14 protein-coding genes are annotated in these 16316 nt (G+C 52.6%); 5 read left to right on the top strand and 9 right to left on the bottom strand.

All coding sequences use genetic code 11. The features are described from left to right. Positions 1 to 56: 56 nt before the first annotated feature. Positions 57 to 2372, bottom strand: a complete 2316-nt coding sequence (locus KHQ09_RS02885; protein WP_213596179.1) for an NADP-dependent malic enzyme — start codon at positions 2370 to 2372, stop codon at positions 57 to 59. Between the two features lie 504 nt (positions 2373 to 2876). Between KHQ09_RS02885 and mutS the strand changes: the two genes are divergently transcribed. Next, entirely contained in the window at positions 2877 to 5531 is a 2655-nt protein-coding gene (mutS, locus tag KHQ09_RS02890) for a DNA mismatch repair protein MutS (protein WP_238481691.1), read from the top strand. A 20-nt stretch (positions 5532 to 5551) separates the two neighbouring features. Beyond that, positions 5552 to 5911, top strand: a complete 360-nt coding sequence (locus KHQ09_RS02895; RefSeq protein WP_213596183.1) for a VOC family protein — start codon at positions 5552 to 5554, stop codon at positions 5909 to 5911. A gap of 46 nt (positions 5912 to 5957) precedes the next feature. On the opposite strand, the gene olsB is transcribed toward KHQ09_RS02895, so the two are convergent. The 8 genes from olsB to sppA form a co-directional block, all read right to left on the bottom strand. Continuing rightward, positions 5958 to 6827, bottom strand: a complete 870-nt coding sequence (olsB, locus tag KHQ09_RS02900) for a l-ornithine N(alpha)-acyltransferase (protein ID WP_213596185.1) — start codon at positions 6825 to 6827, stop codon at positions 5958 to 5960. A gap of 343 nt (positions 6828 to 7170) precedes the next feature. Continuing rightward, positions 7171 to 7653 carry a signal peptidase II gene (lspA, locus tag KHQ09_RS02905; protein WP_213596187.1) on the bottom strand — a complete coding sequence of 161 codons (483 nt, stop codon included), beginning with the start codon at positions 7651 to 7653 and terminating at the stop codon, positions 7171 to 7173. A gap of 28 nt (positions 7654 to 7681) precedes the next feature. Beyond that, positions 7682 to 8545, bottom strand: coding sequence for a TrmH family RNA methyltransferase (locus KHQ09_RS02910; protein ID WP_213596189.1), 864 nt, complete (start codon positions 8543 to 8545; stop codon positions 7682 to 7684). Further along, positions 8542 to 9717, bottom strand: a complete 1176-nt coding sequence (locus KHQ09_RS02915) for an RsmD family RNA methyltransferase (protein WP_338019227.1) — start codon at positions 9715 to 9717, stop codon at positions 8542 to 8544. The genes KHQ09_RS02910 and KHQ09_RS02915 overlap by 4 nt, the downstream gene beginning before the upstream one ends. A gap of 183 nt (positions 9718 to 9900) precedes the next feature. Further along, positions 9901 to 10875 (bottom strand): bifunctional Delta(1)-pyrroline-2-carboxylate/Delta(1)-piperideine-2-carboxylate reductase, encoded by a 975-nt coding sequence (lhpI, locus tag KHQ09_RS02920; protein ID WP_116086319.1) that lies wholly within the window; start codon positions 10873 to 10875, stop codon positions 9901 to 9903. A gap of 385 nt (positions 10876 to 11260) precedes the next feature. Next, the gene (locus KHQ09_RS02925; RefSeq protein WP_116086321.1) at positions 11261 to 11587 is read right to left on the bottom strand and encodes a lipopolysaccharide assembly protein LapA domain-containing protein; all 327 of its coding nucleotides are present in this window, start codon (positions 11585 to 11587) and stop codon (positions 11261 to 11263) included. A 147-nt stretch (positions 11588 to 11734) separates the two neighbouring features. Next, positions 11735 to 12043, bottom strand: coding sequence for an integration host factor subunit beta (locus KHQ09_RS02930; RefSeq protein WP_028233576.1), 309 nt, complete (start codon positions 12041 to 12043; stop codon positions 11735 to 11737). A gap of 252 nt (positions 12044 to 12295) precedes the next feature. Beyond that, positions 12296 to 13273: a signal peptide peptidase SppA gene (gene sppA, locus KHQ09_RS02935; RefSeq protein WP_022710699.1), complete on the bottom strand. Its 978-nt coding sequence runs from the start codon at positions 13271 to 13273 to the stop codon at positions 12296 to 12298. Between the two features lie 344 nt (positions 13274 to 13617). On the opposite strand from sppA, the gene lptC reads away from it, so the two are divergent. The 3 genes from lptC to lptB all read left to right on the top strand — a co-directional run bounded on the left by lptC (position 13618) and on the right by lptB (position 16124). Next, positions 13618 to 14268, top strand: a complete 651-nt coding sequence (gene lptC, locus KHQ09_RS02940; RefSeq protein WP_075654089.1) for an LPS export ABC transporter periplasmic protein LptC — start codon at positions 13618 to 13620, stop codon at positions 14266 to 14268. Between the two features lie 223 nt (positions 14269 to 14491). Beyond that, on the top strand, positions 14492 to 15169 hold the full coding sequence (locus KHQ09_RS02945; protein WP_238481547.1) for an LptA/OstA family protein: 678 nt from the start codon (positions 14492 to 14494) through the stop codon (positions 15167 to 15169). Between the two features lie 172 nt (positions 15170 to 15341). Beyond that, a complete protein-coding gene (gene lptB, locus KHQ09_RS02950; RefSeq protein WP_051139016.1) occupies positions 15342 to 16124 on the top strand; it encodes an LPS export ABC transporter ATP-binding protein in 783 nt (260 codons plus the stop codon). The last annotated feature ends 192 nt before the right edge of the window (positions 16125 to 16316 follow it).

Here is a 16316-nt window from a genome sequence, read left to right on the forward strand (position 1 = left end):
TTAAACAAAAAAGGCCGGAGAGTGCTCCGGCCTTTTGAGTTTGGTTACTGAAATAATCAGTTGGTTGCCGCATAGGCGGCAAAGGCCGCCATATTGGCAATGTCGGAATCCTTGGCGCTCAGCGGTACGATCTGCACAGCCTTGTCGAGACCGGTCAGCAACGGGCCGATCAGTGTTGCGCCGCCCAGTTCCTGCAGCATATCAGCGGCGATGGAGGCCGCATGATAATCTGGCATCACCAGCACATTGGCTGGGCCTGTCAGGCGGGTGAACGGATAGGATTCCATCAGCTTGCCGTTGAGAGCCACATCGGCACTCATTTCACCGTCAAATTCAAAGTCCACATGGCGTTTTTCGAGAATACGCACGGCTTCCTGAATTTTTTCCGAACGCGCACCGGACATATGACCGAAGGTGGAATAAGCCAGCATGGCAACGCGCGGCACATAACCCATGCGGCGTGCAACATTGGCGGCTTCCACGGCAATATCAGCCAGTTCTTCCGCTGTCGGCTGTTCATGCACCGCAGTATCGGCGATGAAAACGGTACGGCCACGGCACAGAGCCAGCGATACACCGATCATCCGGTGACCCGGTTTCACATCAATCACGCGACGTACATCTTCAATGCTGGTGGCATAATTGCGGGTTACGCCGGTAACCATGCCGTCCGCATCGCCCATGGCGACCATGCAGGCCGCAAAATGGTTGCGGTCATTATTGATCATGCGCTGGCAGTCGCGGAACAGGTAGCCTTTACGCTGCAACTTCTCATAGAGATAATCAGCATATTCCGAGGTGCGCTTGGACAGACGGGCATTGGTGATTTCAATACCAAGTTTGTCAAGGTCGATACCGGCCTGTTCGGCTGTTTCACGAATGCGGTCTTCTCGGCCGAGCAGAATGGCTTTACCCAGACCCTGCGATGTGAAGGAAACGGCGGCACGGATGATTTGAGGTTCTTCACCTTCGGCAAAAATCACGCGCTTGGTATGACGGCGAATACGGTCATAAATGCCGGTCATTGTCGAGGCGATCGGATCGCGACGCGCAGCCAGAGACCGTGCATAGGCATCCAGATCTTCAATCGGCTTACCGGCAACACCGCTGTCCATTGCGGCTTTGGCAACAGCAACCGGAATTGTGGAGAGCAGGCGTGGGTCAAACGGCACCGGAATAATATAATTCGGACCGAAGCGCGGGCGGTTTCCCTGATAGGCGGCAGCCACATCATCCGGCACATCCGTGCGTGCCAGTTCTGCCAGCGCATTGGCCGCAGCAACTTTCATCGCATCATTGATGGTGGTGGCGCGAACATCGAGCGCACCACGGAAAATATACGGGAAGCCGAGGACGTTGTTGACCTGGTTTGGATAGTCAGAGCGGCCGGTCGCGACAATCGCATCGGAGCGGATAGCTGCGACTTCTTCCGGTGTGATTTCCGGATCAGGATTGGCCATGGCGAAAATAATCGGATTATCGGCCATGGAGCGAACCATATCTTCGGTCAGTGCACCTTTAGCGGAAACACCGAAGAAAATATCCGCGCCTTCCATGGCTTCCGCCAGCGTGCGCTTCTCAGTCTTGACCGCATGGGCGGATTTCCACTGGTTCATACCTTCAGTACGACCCTGCCAGACCACGCCTTTGGTGTCACACAGCGTGACATTTTCGGACGCAAAGCCCATGGCTTTGACCAGTTCGATACAGGCGATACCGGCAGCACCGGCACCGTTGCAAACCATTTTGGTGGTCTTCAGGTCGCGGCCGGTGAGGTGCAGAGCATTGATCATACCGGCGGCGGCAATGATTGCAGTACCGTGCTGGTCATCGTGGAAAACCGGAATATTCATCAGCTCGCGCAGGCGGCTTTCGATGACAAAGCACTCAGGCGCTTTGATGTCTTCCAGATTGATACCGCCGAAGCTCGGGCCGAGATAGCGCACGGAATTGATGAATTCTTCCACATCGGTGGTATCGACTTCCAGATCGATGGAATCCACATCGGCAAAACGCTTGAACAGCACCGACTTGCCTTCCATCACCGGCTTGGAAGCCAGCGCGCCGAGATTGCCAAGACCCAGAATAGCGGTGCCGTTGGAGATCACGGCAACCATATTGCCTTTGGATGTATAGTCATAGGCTTTGGCGGGATCTTCCGCGATCGCTTTGACCGGTACAGCAACACCCGGAGAATAGGCCAGCGACAGATCGCGCTGCGTAGCCATTGGCTTGGTCGGAGTAATTTCTAGTTTGCCCGGACGCCCTTTGGAGTGGAAATCCAGCGCCTCTTGCTCCGTCAGGGATGTGCCTTTTCCGGCTTGTGGTTTCTGGCCAGATTGCGGCTTCTGGGTGGTCTTATCGTTGGTCATTGACCCCTCCGATTTTCTCTGCGAGGGCGGTTGTCAGCTTATGCAGCGTGAACGGCCATAGTATTATAATATATTGAAACATCCTTCGGATGGCTGGGCAGTGTGTTTATATCAAGTCGGCCTGTTTGTGTAGCGCAATATTTGAAAAGATTCCGATGTTTAAAGACAATATTCGTATAATCGGCTTCCGGCGAAAATCACGGGGATATAAGCAACTGGCTGCTTCACAGGGCTTTGTTGGAAGTTTTAAACTGAAGCGTATCCCGAAAAGTGTGAAGCGGTTTTCGGAACAAGATACGCGGAAAACAAAATGGCAGAGCATTTCCTATTGGTTTAATCAAAACCGGAAATGCTCGTGCAGGATTTTGAAAAATTATTTCAGGAACATGTGTATTCCCTATGACGCAGCATGATACAGCCTCAGTAAAACCTGACCGGACGCCTGAACTCGCAGATGAGCCGCAGAGCACTTATGATGCAGGCCTCACCGCGCGCCCGACGCCGATGATGGAACAATATATTGAGATCAAGGCTGCCTATCCCGACAGCCTGCTGTTCTATCGTATGGGCGATTTTTATGAGTTGTTTTTCAATGATGCGATTGAGGCATCAGAGGCTCTCGGGATTACACTGACCAAGCGCGGCAAACATCTGGGTGAAGATATTCCGATGTGCGGTGTGCCGGTGCATACGGCAGATGATTATTTGCAGCGTCTGATCGGCAAGGGCTTCCGCGTGGCCGTCTGTGAGCAAGTGGAAGATCCGGCAGAGGCGAAGAAGCGCGGCTCCAAATCCGTGGTGAAACGCGATGTGATCCGTCTTGTTACACCGGGCACAATCACAGAAGAGAAACTGCTTGATCCGGCGCGCGCTAATTTCCTGATGATACTTGGCCGCGTAAAAGGTGCGGAAGAAGGTCGGCTGTCGCTGGCATGGATTGATATTTCCACCGGCCAGTTCCGCATGACGGAAACCACGCCTGAAAAACTCTATGCCGATATTATGCGCGTTGATCCGAGCGAGCTGATCGTGCCGGAAACCGCCTTTCAGGATCCGCAAATCCGTCCGGTACTGGATCTGCTCGGGCGTATTGTCATGCCACAACATCCGAGCCTGTTTGAAAGTTCAACGGCAGAAGAACGCATCAAGCGCTATTACGGCGTGGCAACTTTGGATGGTTTCGGTGAATTCAACCGCACCGAACTTTCCGCCATTTCCGGTGCCATTGCATATTTAGAGAAAACCCAGATTGCCGAGCGCCCGCCGCTGATGCGGCCAGAACGTGAGACGGATGGGTCGTCGCTGTTTATTGATCCGGCAACCCGCGCCAATCTGGAACTGATGCGCACGCTCTCCGGCAATCGTGAAGGCTCATTGCTCAAGGCGGTTGACCGCACGGTCACCGGTGCCGGTGCACGCCTGCTGGCCGAGCGCCTGACAGCGCCGCTGACTGAGCCGGAAAAAATTACTACAAGACAGGATTCGGTCGCGTTTTTCTTAAGTGAAACACCCTTGGCACAGGGGCTGCGTGCTGCTTTGCGCGGTGTGCCGGATATGCCGCGTGCCTTGTCACGTCTGGCGGTCGGGCGCGGTGGTCCGCGTGATCTTGGTGCCCTGCATGCCGGTTTCCAGGCGGCACATCTGGTGCGCCAACTGTTTCAGGATAAGCAATTGCCGGAAGAGCTGGCACAAGCCTGCCGCTCTATCCTCGCATTGCCGGAAGATTATGCGCAATTGCTTGATCAGACTTTGGCGGAAGAACTGCCATTGCTGAAACGTGATGGCGGTTTTATCCGCACGGGCTATCGTGCCGAGCTGGATGAAATGCGCAGTCTCCGTGATCAGTCGCGTCGCGTGATTGCCGGACTTCAGGCTGATTACATGGAAGAGACGGGCGTAAAATCGCTCAAGATCAAGCATAATAATGTGCTGGGCTATTTCATCGAGGTGACTGCCAATAATGCCGGTGCACTGACCGATACGGATGAGGCCAAAGCACGGTTTATCCATCGCCAGACTATGGCCAGCGCCATGCGTTTCACCACAACAGAGCTGGCGGAGCTTGAAACCAAAATTGCCAATGCCGCTGATCGTGCACTGTCGATTGAACTGGCAATTTTCGAAGAATTAATCCGTCACACAGTTGAAAATGCCGATGCTATTCGTGCCGGTGCTGCAGCGCTTGGTGTGATGGATGTGTCGGCAGCGCTGGGTGTTCTGGCCGATGAGCAGGGCTATTGTCGTCCAAAGGTGGACGACAGTCTGAACTTTGCCATTGATGGCGGCCGTCATCCTGTGGTCGAGCAGGCGCTGAAAAAGCAGGCCGCTAATCCGTTTGTGGCCAATGATTGCGATTTATCACCAGAAGGCGATCAGAAATTTGGCGCGATCTGGCTTTTGACCGGCCCCAATATGGGCGGTAAATCGACCTTCCTGCGCCAGAATGCGTTGATCGCAATTCTCGCTCAGATGGGCTCTTACGTTCCGGCTACATCTGCGCATATCGGTATTGTTGATCGGCTGTTCAGCCGTGTTGGAGCATCGGATGATCTGGCGCGTGGCCGTTCCACTTTCATGGTGGAAATGGTTGAAACCGCCGCCATTCTCAATCTCGCCGGTGAACGCTCATTGGTCATTCTCGATGAAATCGGTCGTGGTACCGCAACCTTCGACGGGTTGTCGATTGCCTGGGCGAGTGTGGAATATCTGCACGAGAAAAACCGCTGTCGCGCTTTGTTCGCCACGCATTTTCATGAAATGACGGCACTGTCAGAGAAGCTGGCACGGCTTGCCAATGTCACCATGCGGGTGAAAGAGTGGGAAGGCGATGTCGTGTTCCTGCACGAGGTAGCCAAAGGTGCCGCTGATCGCTCCTATGGTGTGCAGGTTGCGCGTCTTGCCGGACTGCCTGATGCGGTGGTTGAACGGGCGCGCGATGTGTTGCATCGCTTGGAGGAGGGGGAAACCTCCGGCAAGGCTGAAAAGATCATTGATGATCTGCCGCTCTTTGCTGTCGTTGCCAAGCCGCGTGAAGTGGCAAAACCGGCGCAGGATAGTGCATTACTGAATGCAGTACAGGAAATTAATCCTGATGATCTGACACCGCGCGAGGCACTGGAAGCCTTGTACCGCCTGAAGCAATTGTCGGTTAAAAGTTAAATTCTGACAGGAGAATTTACATGGCAGTTCTGAGGATCGTAGCTAATCTGGCAGGTTCTGATCTTCAGGCTGCGCGGGTCTTTTATGAGGAACTGCTGGGGTTGGATGTGGTTATGGATCACGGTTGGATCGTAACGCTGGCTGCCGCAGCGACCGCAGAAAACAGACCTGTCCAACAGCTCAGTTTAGCGACAGAGGGCGGCGGCGGAACGGATGTGCCCCGTCTTTCCATTGAGGTCGATAATCTGGATGAAGTCTATCATCGCGCACAGGCTGCAGGATTTGAGATCATCTATCCGCTCACGGAGGAGCCGTGGGGCGTGCAGCGTTTTTATGTTCGCGACCCGCTCGGATATGTCATAAATATCTTATCGCATTAGACATAAAAAAGACCGGTATATTGCCGGTCTTTTTGTTTTCATCACATCATACAAAACGGTCAGCTTCAGCGCCGTAATAATTGATGTAGCGACTGGAAATACGCTCTACCGGCAGAACAATCAGCACGTCCGTAGTGCCGAACTGATGGTCAACCACTGCACCGTCACCGATCATCGCGCCGAGGCGCAGATAACCTTTGATCAGCGGCGGCATGGAGAACAATGCCACTTTCGGATTGATGGCTTCTTGCGGAACAATATCCATTGAGCGGTAATGCTGCTCAAGCGCACGGACATCCCATTCCGCATCAGCGCGGCAATTATGATGCAGGAAAGACAGCGGCAGTGCATGGGCTTCCGGCACCGTACCGTGGAATGAGGCGCAGCCGAACATCACTTCAATCCTGTGCTGACGGCAATAGGACCAGATGCCCTGCCACAGCAATTCAACCGTACGCTTGGAGCGGTATTCCGGCTTCACGCAGGAGCGGCCGAGTTCAAGAAATTGCAGGCCGGGCTTGCGTTCAAGCAGTTTGGTGATTTCATATTCACCGGCAGAATAGAATGTATGACCTGCCGCGAGCATGTCGCTGCGCATCAGGCGGTATGTGCCGACAAGCTGCTCTGCCTCACCGCCGGAGATTGATGTGTCATAAACCACCAGATGATCGCAAATCGCATCATAATGGTCGCTGTCGCGTTCTTCGAGAATGGTATTCTGAGATTTTTGCGCACCGAGCTCGGTGTAAAAAACATCGTAACGCAGTTTTTGCGCAATACGGATTGTGTCCGGATTATCCGCAATCCGCACAATAAGACTGCCCATACGCCCCAGTATCTGGCCGGTCAGTGAAGAAAAACCGGCATCAGCTAAAATGGCGCCTATTTCAAGCGTATCTGGAGGTGTTTGCTTCATGCGTGCATCATGCGCGGTTTGTGAAAAAATTCCAAGAGCCTGTGGCAAGATATATCCTCCGCCGGATTCAACTGTCTCAGTGCTGTCCGCAAGTATTTTGTCTGCTTAGCCACGTTTCTGAGTTGCGGTATTTATAGAGGATGTCTGCGTCAGGCATGTGACATATGCCTTTTAGATTGTCTTGTCAGGCCGTTGAAACTGACAGGTAGGAAGAACAGCAGCATGTGAAAAAGCCGCCGGCAAATCCGTTTAAATTGATTTGCCGGAGATTTTGTCAGGGAAATGACCGTATTTGGTGAAGATTTTTTGGGGGGGCAGCCCGCAGAGCGGGACTTTTTTCCTCTCACCCCGCAGAGCGGGACTTCTTCCATTGCACCAGTTCGTCGAGGATAATCAGACCGGCACCGGTAGAGATGTAAACGTCGGCCATATTGAAGACCGCAAATGACCAGCTAGGCAGATGGAACAGGATATAATCTACCACATAGCCGAGCAGGCTGCGGTCGATGAGATTGCCCAATGCACCACCAATAATCAGCGCAAAGCCGATACGGCTGATCACCCGTTCCGGTGCAGTTGTCCACCACAGATAGGAGACGAAACCGATGACAGCAACGGTCATGGCTATCAGGCCGCCGTCATGCAGCCACGACAGCATGGAGAAAGCGATGCCTTCATTATGGGTGCGGTAAAGCGCCAGAAACGGCAGCAGATCAATCTGCTGATTATAGTCCATGCCGCTCTCAACCAGAAATTTGATATACTGGTCTGAGGTGACAGCGAAAACGATAATCAGAACAGACCAGAGAGTGGCACGTTGGGACATAGGGGCTTAAACTCCTGCGTGTCTTAGTTTAGCGATCATCCAGAACCAGAGCGTCACGGCGGATTTCGTAGAGCATGACACCGGTGGCAATAGCAAGATTAAGCGAATCCGCACGGCCAATTTGAGGGATACGTGCTAAATGCGAGCAAATTGCAGCAAGATCGTCAGGCAATCCCTGCTGCTCATTGCCCATCATCAGCATAACCGGCTGCTTATTATAGGGAATAGTGCGGTAGTCGACGGCACCTTTGAGATGCGTTCCCACCAGCACGCCCTTATAGGATTTGCGCCAGTTGATGAATTCGTCGTGCTTGGCACGGTAAAGCGGCACGGCAAAAACTGAGCCCATTGTCGCGCGCACGGTTTCCATAGAATAAGGATCAGTGCAGTCGCCGATCAGGATAATACCTTTGGCGCCTACCGCATCAGCGGTGCGGATAATGGTACCGAGATTGCCCGGATCACGCACGCGGTCAAGCGCGATATAGGTGTCATTGCCTTGCGGACGCAGTCTTTCCAGCGGTTCAAAACGCTGGTCAAAAACACCGGCGACCATTTGCGGATTGTCTTTGCGGGTGATTGCCGCAATCACTTTTTCTGAAGCTTCCAGCACCAGACCGCCACCGGCTTTGGTACGGGCTGCAACTTTCTCCACCAGCGGATTGCCTTTACCGGCTTTGGAAAACACCAGAGTGCGGATGCGCCAGCCCTGCTCAATCGCGTCGATGACCAGTTTCAGACCTTCCGCCAGAAACACGCCCTGCTGGTCGCGGAATTTCTTCATCGACAAAGCACGCAGGTCTTTGACGATCGGATTGGTCAGGCTGGTAACTTCTTTAACGCTACCGGTGCGTGGGGCATCTTTGCGGGAAAAATCATTGTCTTTAGTCATGAATTGGCAATCCAGCGGGAGAACATAGAGGTGGAAAGCGCGCGCTCGGCTGAGCGTTCACGCAGGATGAGCTCGCCCGATTCAATCACGCCGTCGCGTCCGGTAAAGCGGTCGCGCATCAGCTCGTGAATGGCAAAGAACGAGGCACGGATCGAATAGGCGGTCAGCACAACGCTGAGGGCATCCGGCGAGAGGATCGCGCGGCACATATCGACCATTTGCGGCAGATTGTCGAAAAGCTGCCAGACTTCGCCATTCGGACCGCGGCCATAAGCGGGCGGGTCGAGCAGGATAATGTCGTAAGTATTGCCGCGGCGCTCTTCGCGCGCCACAAATTTGGTTGCGTCTTCGCAGATCCAGCGGATCGGCTTGTCTTCCAGACCGGCAAGCGCCTGATTTTCACGCGCCCAGTTGATAGCCTTTTTGGAAGCGTCCACATGGGTCACTTCAGCACCGGCATGGGCGGCAATCAGCGAGGCAACGCCGGTATAGCCGAACAGGTTGAGGACGCGCACGGAACGGTTGACCTGTTTTTTGCGGGCATCGCGCACCTGCTGCGCCATGAAAGCCCAGTGTGCGGCCTGCTCCGGAAAGACGCCGACATGGCGGAACGAGGTGAAGCGGCCGAAGAAGCGCACATCCTGCAGCGCCATTGGCCAAGTTTCACCCAGTGGCTGTTTCGGAAAATGCCAGCGTCCCATGCCTTCTTCATCGGTATTGCCGGTGAAGATTGCATCGGCTTTGTCCCATTCGCTCTGCGGCCATGCAGGCTGCCAGATAGCCTGCGCCTCAGGGCGGATGATGCGGTAAGGGCCGTATTGTTCAAGCTTGAGACTGTTACCGCTGTCGAGCAGCGCATAATCTTCGCTCGGGCTGGTCTCAAGAATGACAGGAAGGTTTTGCTGAGGTCGCTCGCCTGTCAGTTTCAGCAATGAGCGCTGGGCGACAGCCGGTTCAGCCGTTACTTTTTTCGGTGCAGCCGGTGCAGCATTTTCAAAAGCCGCAGCATTCTGTTCGGTTTTAGCAAATTTCGGGCGCGGTTTTTTAAAACCCTGCGAAGGTGCAGCCGACACCGCTTTACGGTTATCGCGTGACTGTGCGGCCGGTTTGCCCGCAGATCGCGCTGATGAACCATTATGAGATTTGGCGGCTTTTCCTTTTGGCGGTTTCACCCTGTTTGCTCCGAAACTGTTAAACTCAAAATACTATACCATCAGATGGTGCAATATTTTCTGTTTCGTAGAGCATGGCAGCCTTTTGGGAAAGCTGAATCTAAACGGGAATGTCTTATAAATGCATCTGTGCCCTGAAAAACTTCATGGTTTAAAGCTTTTCAGGGCAAGAGATGGCCAGGATCAACCTTGTTGTTTCAGGCTCTTTTCATAGACCATAATGCCGGCGGCAAGGTCTTCCATGGCTGCACCAACGGATTTGAACAGTGTAATGTCCTGATCGCTTACGCGGCCTTTGACTGTTCCGCGTGCCAGATCAAACAGATCGCCGAGCACATGATCCGGCTTGATAATGCCGTCACGCAAAGGCTGTGTAATGTCGCCGCCTTCTTTCAGAGCACCGTCTTTGGTGTCGACAAAAACACGGGAGCGCAGCACGGCTTCGTCATCACTTTCACGCATATCCGGCGTGAAAGCGCCGACCAGATCCACATGGGTGCCGGGACGCAAATGTTTCCCGTGAATCAATGGTTCGGTTGCCAGAGTGCCGGCGGCAACAATATCCGCCTGCTGAATGGCTGCGATATGATCTTCAGCAATATAGGCATTATAGCCTTCATCACGCAGTTCTTTGAGTGTTGCTTCTGCCCGTTTCGGATTGCGCACACAAAGCGCAATATCGGTGATCGGACGCACAGAACTATGGGCGCGGACGAGATTGGAAGAAACCGCTCCGGCACCCATAATGACAAGACGCGATGCATCTTCCCGTGCCAGATAGCGGGCGGCAAGAGCGGAGGCTGCGGCCGTGCGCCAGCGGGTCAGGCTCTGGCCGTCAATCAGTGCTTTTGGTTCGCCGGTAATGCCGTCAAGCAGCAGGTACACACCCATAACCGCAGGCTTGTCGATCAGGCCGTTGTCCGGTGATACGGTGACGATTTTAACGCCCATATAGCCTTGCGACTGATGCTCAAGTTTATGGAAATCTGACCATGCAGGCATCAGCAACAACATGGACGGGCTGCCCTCAGGGCGTTCAACCGGATGGTGATGGCGCACAGGCTGGATCATGCCGTTACGGAAGGCGCTGTCCAGCGCATCGACCAGTTCCGGCCAGGTCATCAGATCATCAACGGCAGCAGCGGAAATATGAAGCATTATTTGTCAGGCCTTTTATGATGCCGCCCATTGTCTCCTGCAATGCACGGACATTTATTTTCATTAGAGCATTTCACAATCAGGTTGGATCAACTTGACGCCCGTGATAATGCGACCAAATAAAGAATCTAGAGCGTAGCGCATTTAATTATATCCACTGCGCTCGCTCGATCTCCTTGTTTTCACGCATGTCACTATCGGAAAACCGGTGCCCGTTTTTCCGCGACATGCTTTAGAGCGCCGTGTGCCCGATCGGGCGCACAAAACGCGCTCTCACAACAACAGATTGTTCCCATGCCTGAGGGGAGGAGACAAGCACCGATCTTTATGAAGTTGATGAAAAAGCCTGATAATATATGTGGTCTGCATGGATGCAGCGCCGAGATCAGGACAGGGAAGATGCGGATGGCAGGTTTTTGGCTTCCGCCTGTTTGGCGCGGGTCAGGAGTGCATCGGCTTCTGCTTTGCGCTTGCGTGCCAGTTTGCGGTGCCGTCCCTGTGTGAACCAGATCAACAGACCGCCGGTAATAATACCAACAAGAAAAGCCCCCAGCACCCAGAGAAACAATGGTGCTGTATAGGTCAGAGCAGGATTGCCGGGATTGAACGGATCAAGCGTTACACTGACTGCACTGCGATTGGCGACCGACAGTACAATTAAAATCACTGCAAGCGGCAAGGCAATGACAAGTGTCAGAAAACGGTTGGTCATGTTAATATCCGTAATTCTCGGGCTGCACTGCATAAAATATAAGTGCTATCAGGCATAAATATGCCCGATAGCAAAAGTGCTGATTTTATATCACTGTTCGCATGTTGCGCATAAAGACGCTTGTATATGCGCTGCAGCTATTATTGATTAATCGTGGCCGTTATTGAGGCGATCACGCAGTTCTTTGCCGGTTTTGAAGAACGGAACCCATTTTTCCTCAACATCGACCGATTCGCCCGTGCGCGGGTTGCGTCCGTTGCGGGCAGGGCGGTTTTTCACGGAAAAGGCGCCGAAGCCACGGAGCTCTACGCGGTTTCCTTCCGCCAGAGCTTCAGTAATTTCATCGAAAACTGCACCGACAATATTTTCCACGTCGCGCTGGAAAAGATGCGGATTGCGGCTGGCGATGATCTGCACGAGTTCAGATTTAATCACTGCGTTCGACCTCTCTGCAATATTAGCGCTTAATCCGGCCGTCTGAAACTGACCGCTGCGCTTCCGGTTTTGATATACTGCGCATCTGACCCGCACCTTGAATAAGGATCGGGGAATGCGCCCTAAAAGAATACTCTCAGAACCTGTATGCGGGCTGTCCCCGTCGGAACAGAGACAGCTTAGTATGAATAATATGCCTATGCTATTAATATTTCATAGCATAACTATCTGAAAATACGCATTATCTTTAATGTTAAACGCATTTTACGGGTATTATTGCGGTTTTTCTCCGTTGCTACCGTGCCAAACTGAAAGCATGCCGTCAAGGAAGATACGCTGACCGATCTGTTCATCAAATAGTGCGCCGGCCTGATCGGACAAGCCCATGTTCCGCAACAATAATTTCATCGCAGCAGAGGAAAGCAGGTCATTATAGGATGAGCTTTCAGCTTTCCACTCGATAACCGGCAGCTCTTTGTCGATGCCTTTGGTCTCAAGCCATGCAACAGAGGTTTCCTCATCGCCGATCGCGTCAATCAGCTTATGCTGCAATGCCTGACGGCCGGTATAGACCGAACCGTTGGTCAATGCAGGGAGCTTGTCGGCTGTAATCATCGGGCGGCGTTCTTTTACCAGACCGACAAACCAGTCATAAGTATCTTTGACGGTGTTATCGATCATGGCCTTGGCTTCTTCACTGGCCGGAGAGAAGAAATTCGGCTCGGCCTTCAGCGGGCTGGATTTGATGGTTTCAAATTTCACGCCGACTTTGTCCAGCAAGGCGCTGATATCGGGATATTGAAACAGCACACCGATCGAGCCGATCATTGATGTCTTATGGGCAATCACATGGTCTGAAGCGATGGCAATCATATAGCCTGCGGATGCTGCCAGTGTGCCGACCTGTGAGACCACCGGTTTTTTATCGGCGATTTTGCGCACGGCATCATAAATCACTTCGCCGCCGGTCGTGGTGCCGCCGGGAGAGCTGATATCCAGAATGACGCCTTTTACCATATCGCTCTCTGCGACATCTTTGAGACGTTTCAAAAGCTCTTCATTGTTATAAATGGTGCCGGTAATGGAAATTTTTGCAATGTGAGGCACATTGCGGGAAGACTTGCTGCCGTTGATGTAAAGCGCAGCGAAGAGTATCATTGCCGCAACAAGCAGCAAAGTGACGGCACGCCAGAAAGTCAGCTTACGGCGAATTCGACGACGTTCAAGCACTGCATCGGCAGTATAAGTCATGAGATATGTCCGTTCTTGGGCTTATATGATGTCTTTATATGTCGCATAAACAGAATGTATTTTGGAAGCGGGGATAATATCCGAGGAAGACCTGAACATGGTATTATCAGGTTTTTTAACCTCATATCATTGAAAAGTGATCTGAGTTAAACCTCCGGAACGCACAACTGCAGCAATGCAGCTTGTTTTGGACGCGGTATCATCCCATTTATACCACAATAAAAAGCGATTTGAGCGCACTATACAGAATAGTCGTGCATTTCACCGATAAATATTAATACCTTACGTGTAGGCAGCTGGCAAATTGCCGGTTTCAGGAGTTTTGGACTGTGTCAGACCATAAGATGGTTTTCGGAGCGTCACATAAAAGTACCGCTGTGTTTCACGCTGCGAAGAGACACAGCATGCGCGTGCGCGTTCTGAAAACCGCTTTGCCGGTTGTTGCTCTCGGCGTGGCTGCGGTTTTCTCATGGTACACATTTCTGGCTACGCCTCCCTCTCCGGTGAAAGTTGAGCTTGATCCGTCTGAAAGCGGCAAGCTGGTGATGACCGGCCCGCAGCTTAAAGGCTACACCAAGGATAAGCGTCCGTTTTCGATGGTTGCCGAGCGCGCTGTGCAGGATGCCAAACAGAACGGCGTGGTTGCGCTGGAAGGAATCAAAGCGCAATTGCCTGTCGGTGATAAAGACAGCGCCGAGATTGATGCGGCATCCGGCGTCTATGACAGCAATAATGGTCATTTGCAGTTTGATAATGCGTTCACGGTGAAGACAACCGATGGCATGGAAGCCAAGCTGGGCTCTGCCAATGTGAATGTGTCGAGTGGCGAGATGTCGACCGATAAGCCGGTCGATATCCGCACAAAAAACGCACATATCCGCGCGAATAAAATGCTCATTAAGGAAAACGGCAAGGTGATGGTGTTTGATGATCAGGTTCAGCTGACCATTGAGCCTGTTAAGGAAACCGTCTCCGCAGCGAAAAAGGGCAGCTGATTGCAGCACCTGTGCTGCGCCCGTAAAGCAGTCTTTGTTTCACCGTTGAACAGAGTGTGATAGTGATTTACACCAATAAGTAATACGCCTGTTATAGATGTGTTGGCAGACTGCGTATATTCCGGCCGGACTTATGGTCCGGCGGCAAGAATATATTCAGAAGTTTGTTGTTTTATTCTCAAACTTGCGATTTATAACAAGGGTGATTTTCGAGGGAATGAATATGATGCGGCAACAGGCAGGCAGCGAGCTGAAAACAGGCTCACAGAATACAGTTTCGGGCAAGTCTGCGCTGCGCCTGACAGGCGTGAAGCAGATCGCCGCCCTCTTCATATCCGGTTTGCTGACTTTGCCTTTGAGCCTTTCAGGTGCTCAGGCACAGCAGGGTGTTCCCCTTGACGGATTGAAATTATCTGACAGCAAAGAACCTGTGTCGATTGATGCCGGTAAAATGGAAGTGCGCGACAAAGAGGGCATTATCATTCTCACCGGTAATGTTTCGGTCAAACAGGGCGATATTCTCCTGCGTGCCGGTCGTATGCAGGTTCATACCGGCAAAACAAAAGACGGCGGCGATAAAGCCGGTGCTGATAAAGCCAAAGGCGGTATCGGTGGCCTGAGCGGCGCTGGTCTGGATGCCGGCGGCATTGAGAAAATTGAAGTGGACGGAAAAGTCTATCTGAAATCCGGTACACAGGTCGCAACCGGCGATGCCGGCACTTATGATGCCAAAGCGCAGACAATGGTGCTGACCGGCCAGAAAGTTGTGCTGTCTGATGGTGATAATATTGCCACCGGTTGCAAGCTGACAGCCAATACCCAGACAGGCAAAGCCTATCTGGAAAGCTGTAAAGGACAGTCCGGCCGCGTTTCTATTATTCTGTCTCCTAAAGCCGAGTAAAAAATTGCAGATCAGAGCTGTTCTGGTCTGCAACTGAGCTGATAAATTTAATTTTGCTTGTGCTTTGAATGCAGGCACCGGCTTTGATAACTGGTCTGGATTTCTATTGTCCTCTTTAAACGCCCAAACCGATCATGCTCCCGATAATGCCGCGGCTGATGCCGCGGGCAATTTGCAGGCGCAGTCTGCCGGTGCGGAAGGACAGCGTCCGCCTCAGGAATTGTCACGGCTTAAAGGAACGCTGGTTGCCAGAGGCATCAGCAAGAGCTATCGTGGCCGTCAGGTTGTGAATGGTGTGTCCTTTGGTGTGCGTGCCGGTGAGGCTGTCGGTATTCTGGGGCCGAACGGTGCCGGTAAAACCACTTGCTTTTATATGGTGACCGGTCTGGTGCCGGTCGACAGCGGTACGATTGAGATCGACGGTTTTGACGTAACATCTATGCCGATGTATCGCCGTTCACGGCTCGGCATCGGCTATCTGCCGCAGGAAGCTTCGATTTTCCGTGGTCTGTCGGTTGAAGATAATATCAAGGCCGTGCTGGAAGTGGTTGAAAAAGACCGCAAAAAGCGTGCCATTGAACTCGATGCGCTGCTGGAAGAATTCCATATCACGCATCTGCGCAAGGCGCAGGCGATTTCACTGTCGGGTGGTGAACGCCGTCGTCTCGAAATTGCCCGTGCGCTGGCATCCCGCCCGAATTTTATGCTGCTGGATGAGCCTTTTGCCGGTGTGGATCCGATTGCGGTTGCGGATATTCAGCAGCTTGTGCGTCACCTCACCAGCCGCGGCATCGGTGTGCTGATTACCGATCACAATGTGCGTGAAACGCTCGGCCTGATTGACCGCGCTTATATTATCCATGCCGGACAGGTGCTGACCCATGGCCGTCCGAAAGAGATCGTCGCCAATCCTGACGTACGCAGATTGTATCTGGGTGATCAGTTTACTCTGTAAGTTCAAATTTTACGCAAAGCGTTATTAGAGCATTTCACAGTCAAGTTGGATCAACTTGACGTCGGGATAATGCGACAAACTAAAGAATCTAGAGCGAGCATTGCGATCCAGCATGAATGTAAACCGCTCTAGTCAGCGAATCCCGGGAGCAGTTTCTGCTCCCGAATTTATTTGAAATCGTTGATGATTTTG

Origin of the sequence: Pseudochrobactrum algeriensis (genome assembly GCF_018436245.1) — a bacterium.
Classification (GTDB): Bacteria; Pseudomonadota; Alphaproteobacteria; order Rhizobiales; family Rhizobiaceae; genus Pseudochrobactrum; species Pseudochrobactrum saccharolyticum.

Excerpts from the sequence above, each read along its gene's own strand:
- KHQ09_RS02885 (WP_213596179.1), bottom strand. The coding sequence starts at position 2,372 with ATGACCAACGATAAGACCACCCAGAAGCCGCAATCTGGCCAGAAACCA.
- lspA (WP_213596187.1), bottom strand. The coding sequence starts at position 7,653 with ATGTCCCAACGTGCCACTCTCTGGTCTGTTCTGATTATCGTTTTCGCT.
- olsB (WP_213596185.1), bottom strand. The coding sequence starts at position 6,827 with ATGAAGCAAACACCTCCAGATACGCTTGAAATAGGCGCCATTTTAGCT.
- lhpI (WP_116086319.1), bottom strand. The coding sequence starts at position 10,875 with ATGCTTCATATTTCCGCTGCTGCCGTTGATGATCTGATGACCTGGCCG.
- KHQ09_RS02895 (WP_213596183.1), top strand. The coding sequence starts at position 5,552 with ATGGCAGTTCTGAGGATCGTAGCTAATCTGGCAGGTTCTGATCTTCAG.
- sppA (WP_022710699.1), bottom strand. The coding sequence starts at position 13,273 with ATGACTTATACTGCCGATGCAGTGCTTGAACGTCGTCGAATTCGCCGT.
- KHQ09_RS02925 (WP_116086321.1), bottom strand. The coding sequence starts at position 11,587 with ATGACCAACCGTTTTCTGACACTTGTCATTGCCTTGCCGCTTGCAGTG.
- mutS (WP_238481691.1), top strand. The coding sequence starts at position 2,877 with ATGATGGAACAATATATTGAGATCAAGGCTGCCTATCCCGACAGCCTG.
- KHQ09_RS02910 (WP_213596189.1), bottom strand. The coding sequence starts at position 8,545 with ATGACTAAAGACAATGATTTTTCCCGCAAAGATGCCCCACGCACCGGT.
- KHQ09_RS02945 (WP_238481547.1), top strand. The coding sequence starts at position 14,492 with ATGATGCGGCAACAGGCAGGCAGCGAGCTGAAAACAGGCTCACAGAAT.
- lptC (WP_075654089.1), top strand. The coding sequence starts at position 13,618 with ATGGTTTTCGGAGCGTCACATAAAAGTACCGCTGTGTTTCACGCTGCG.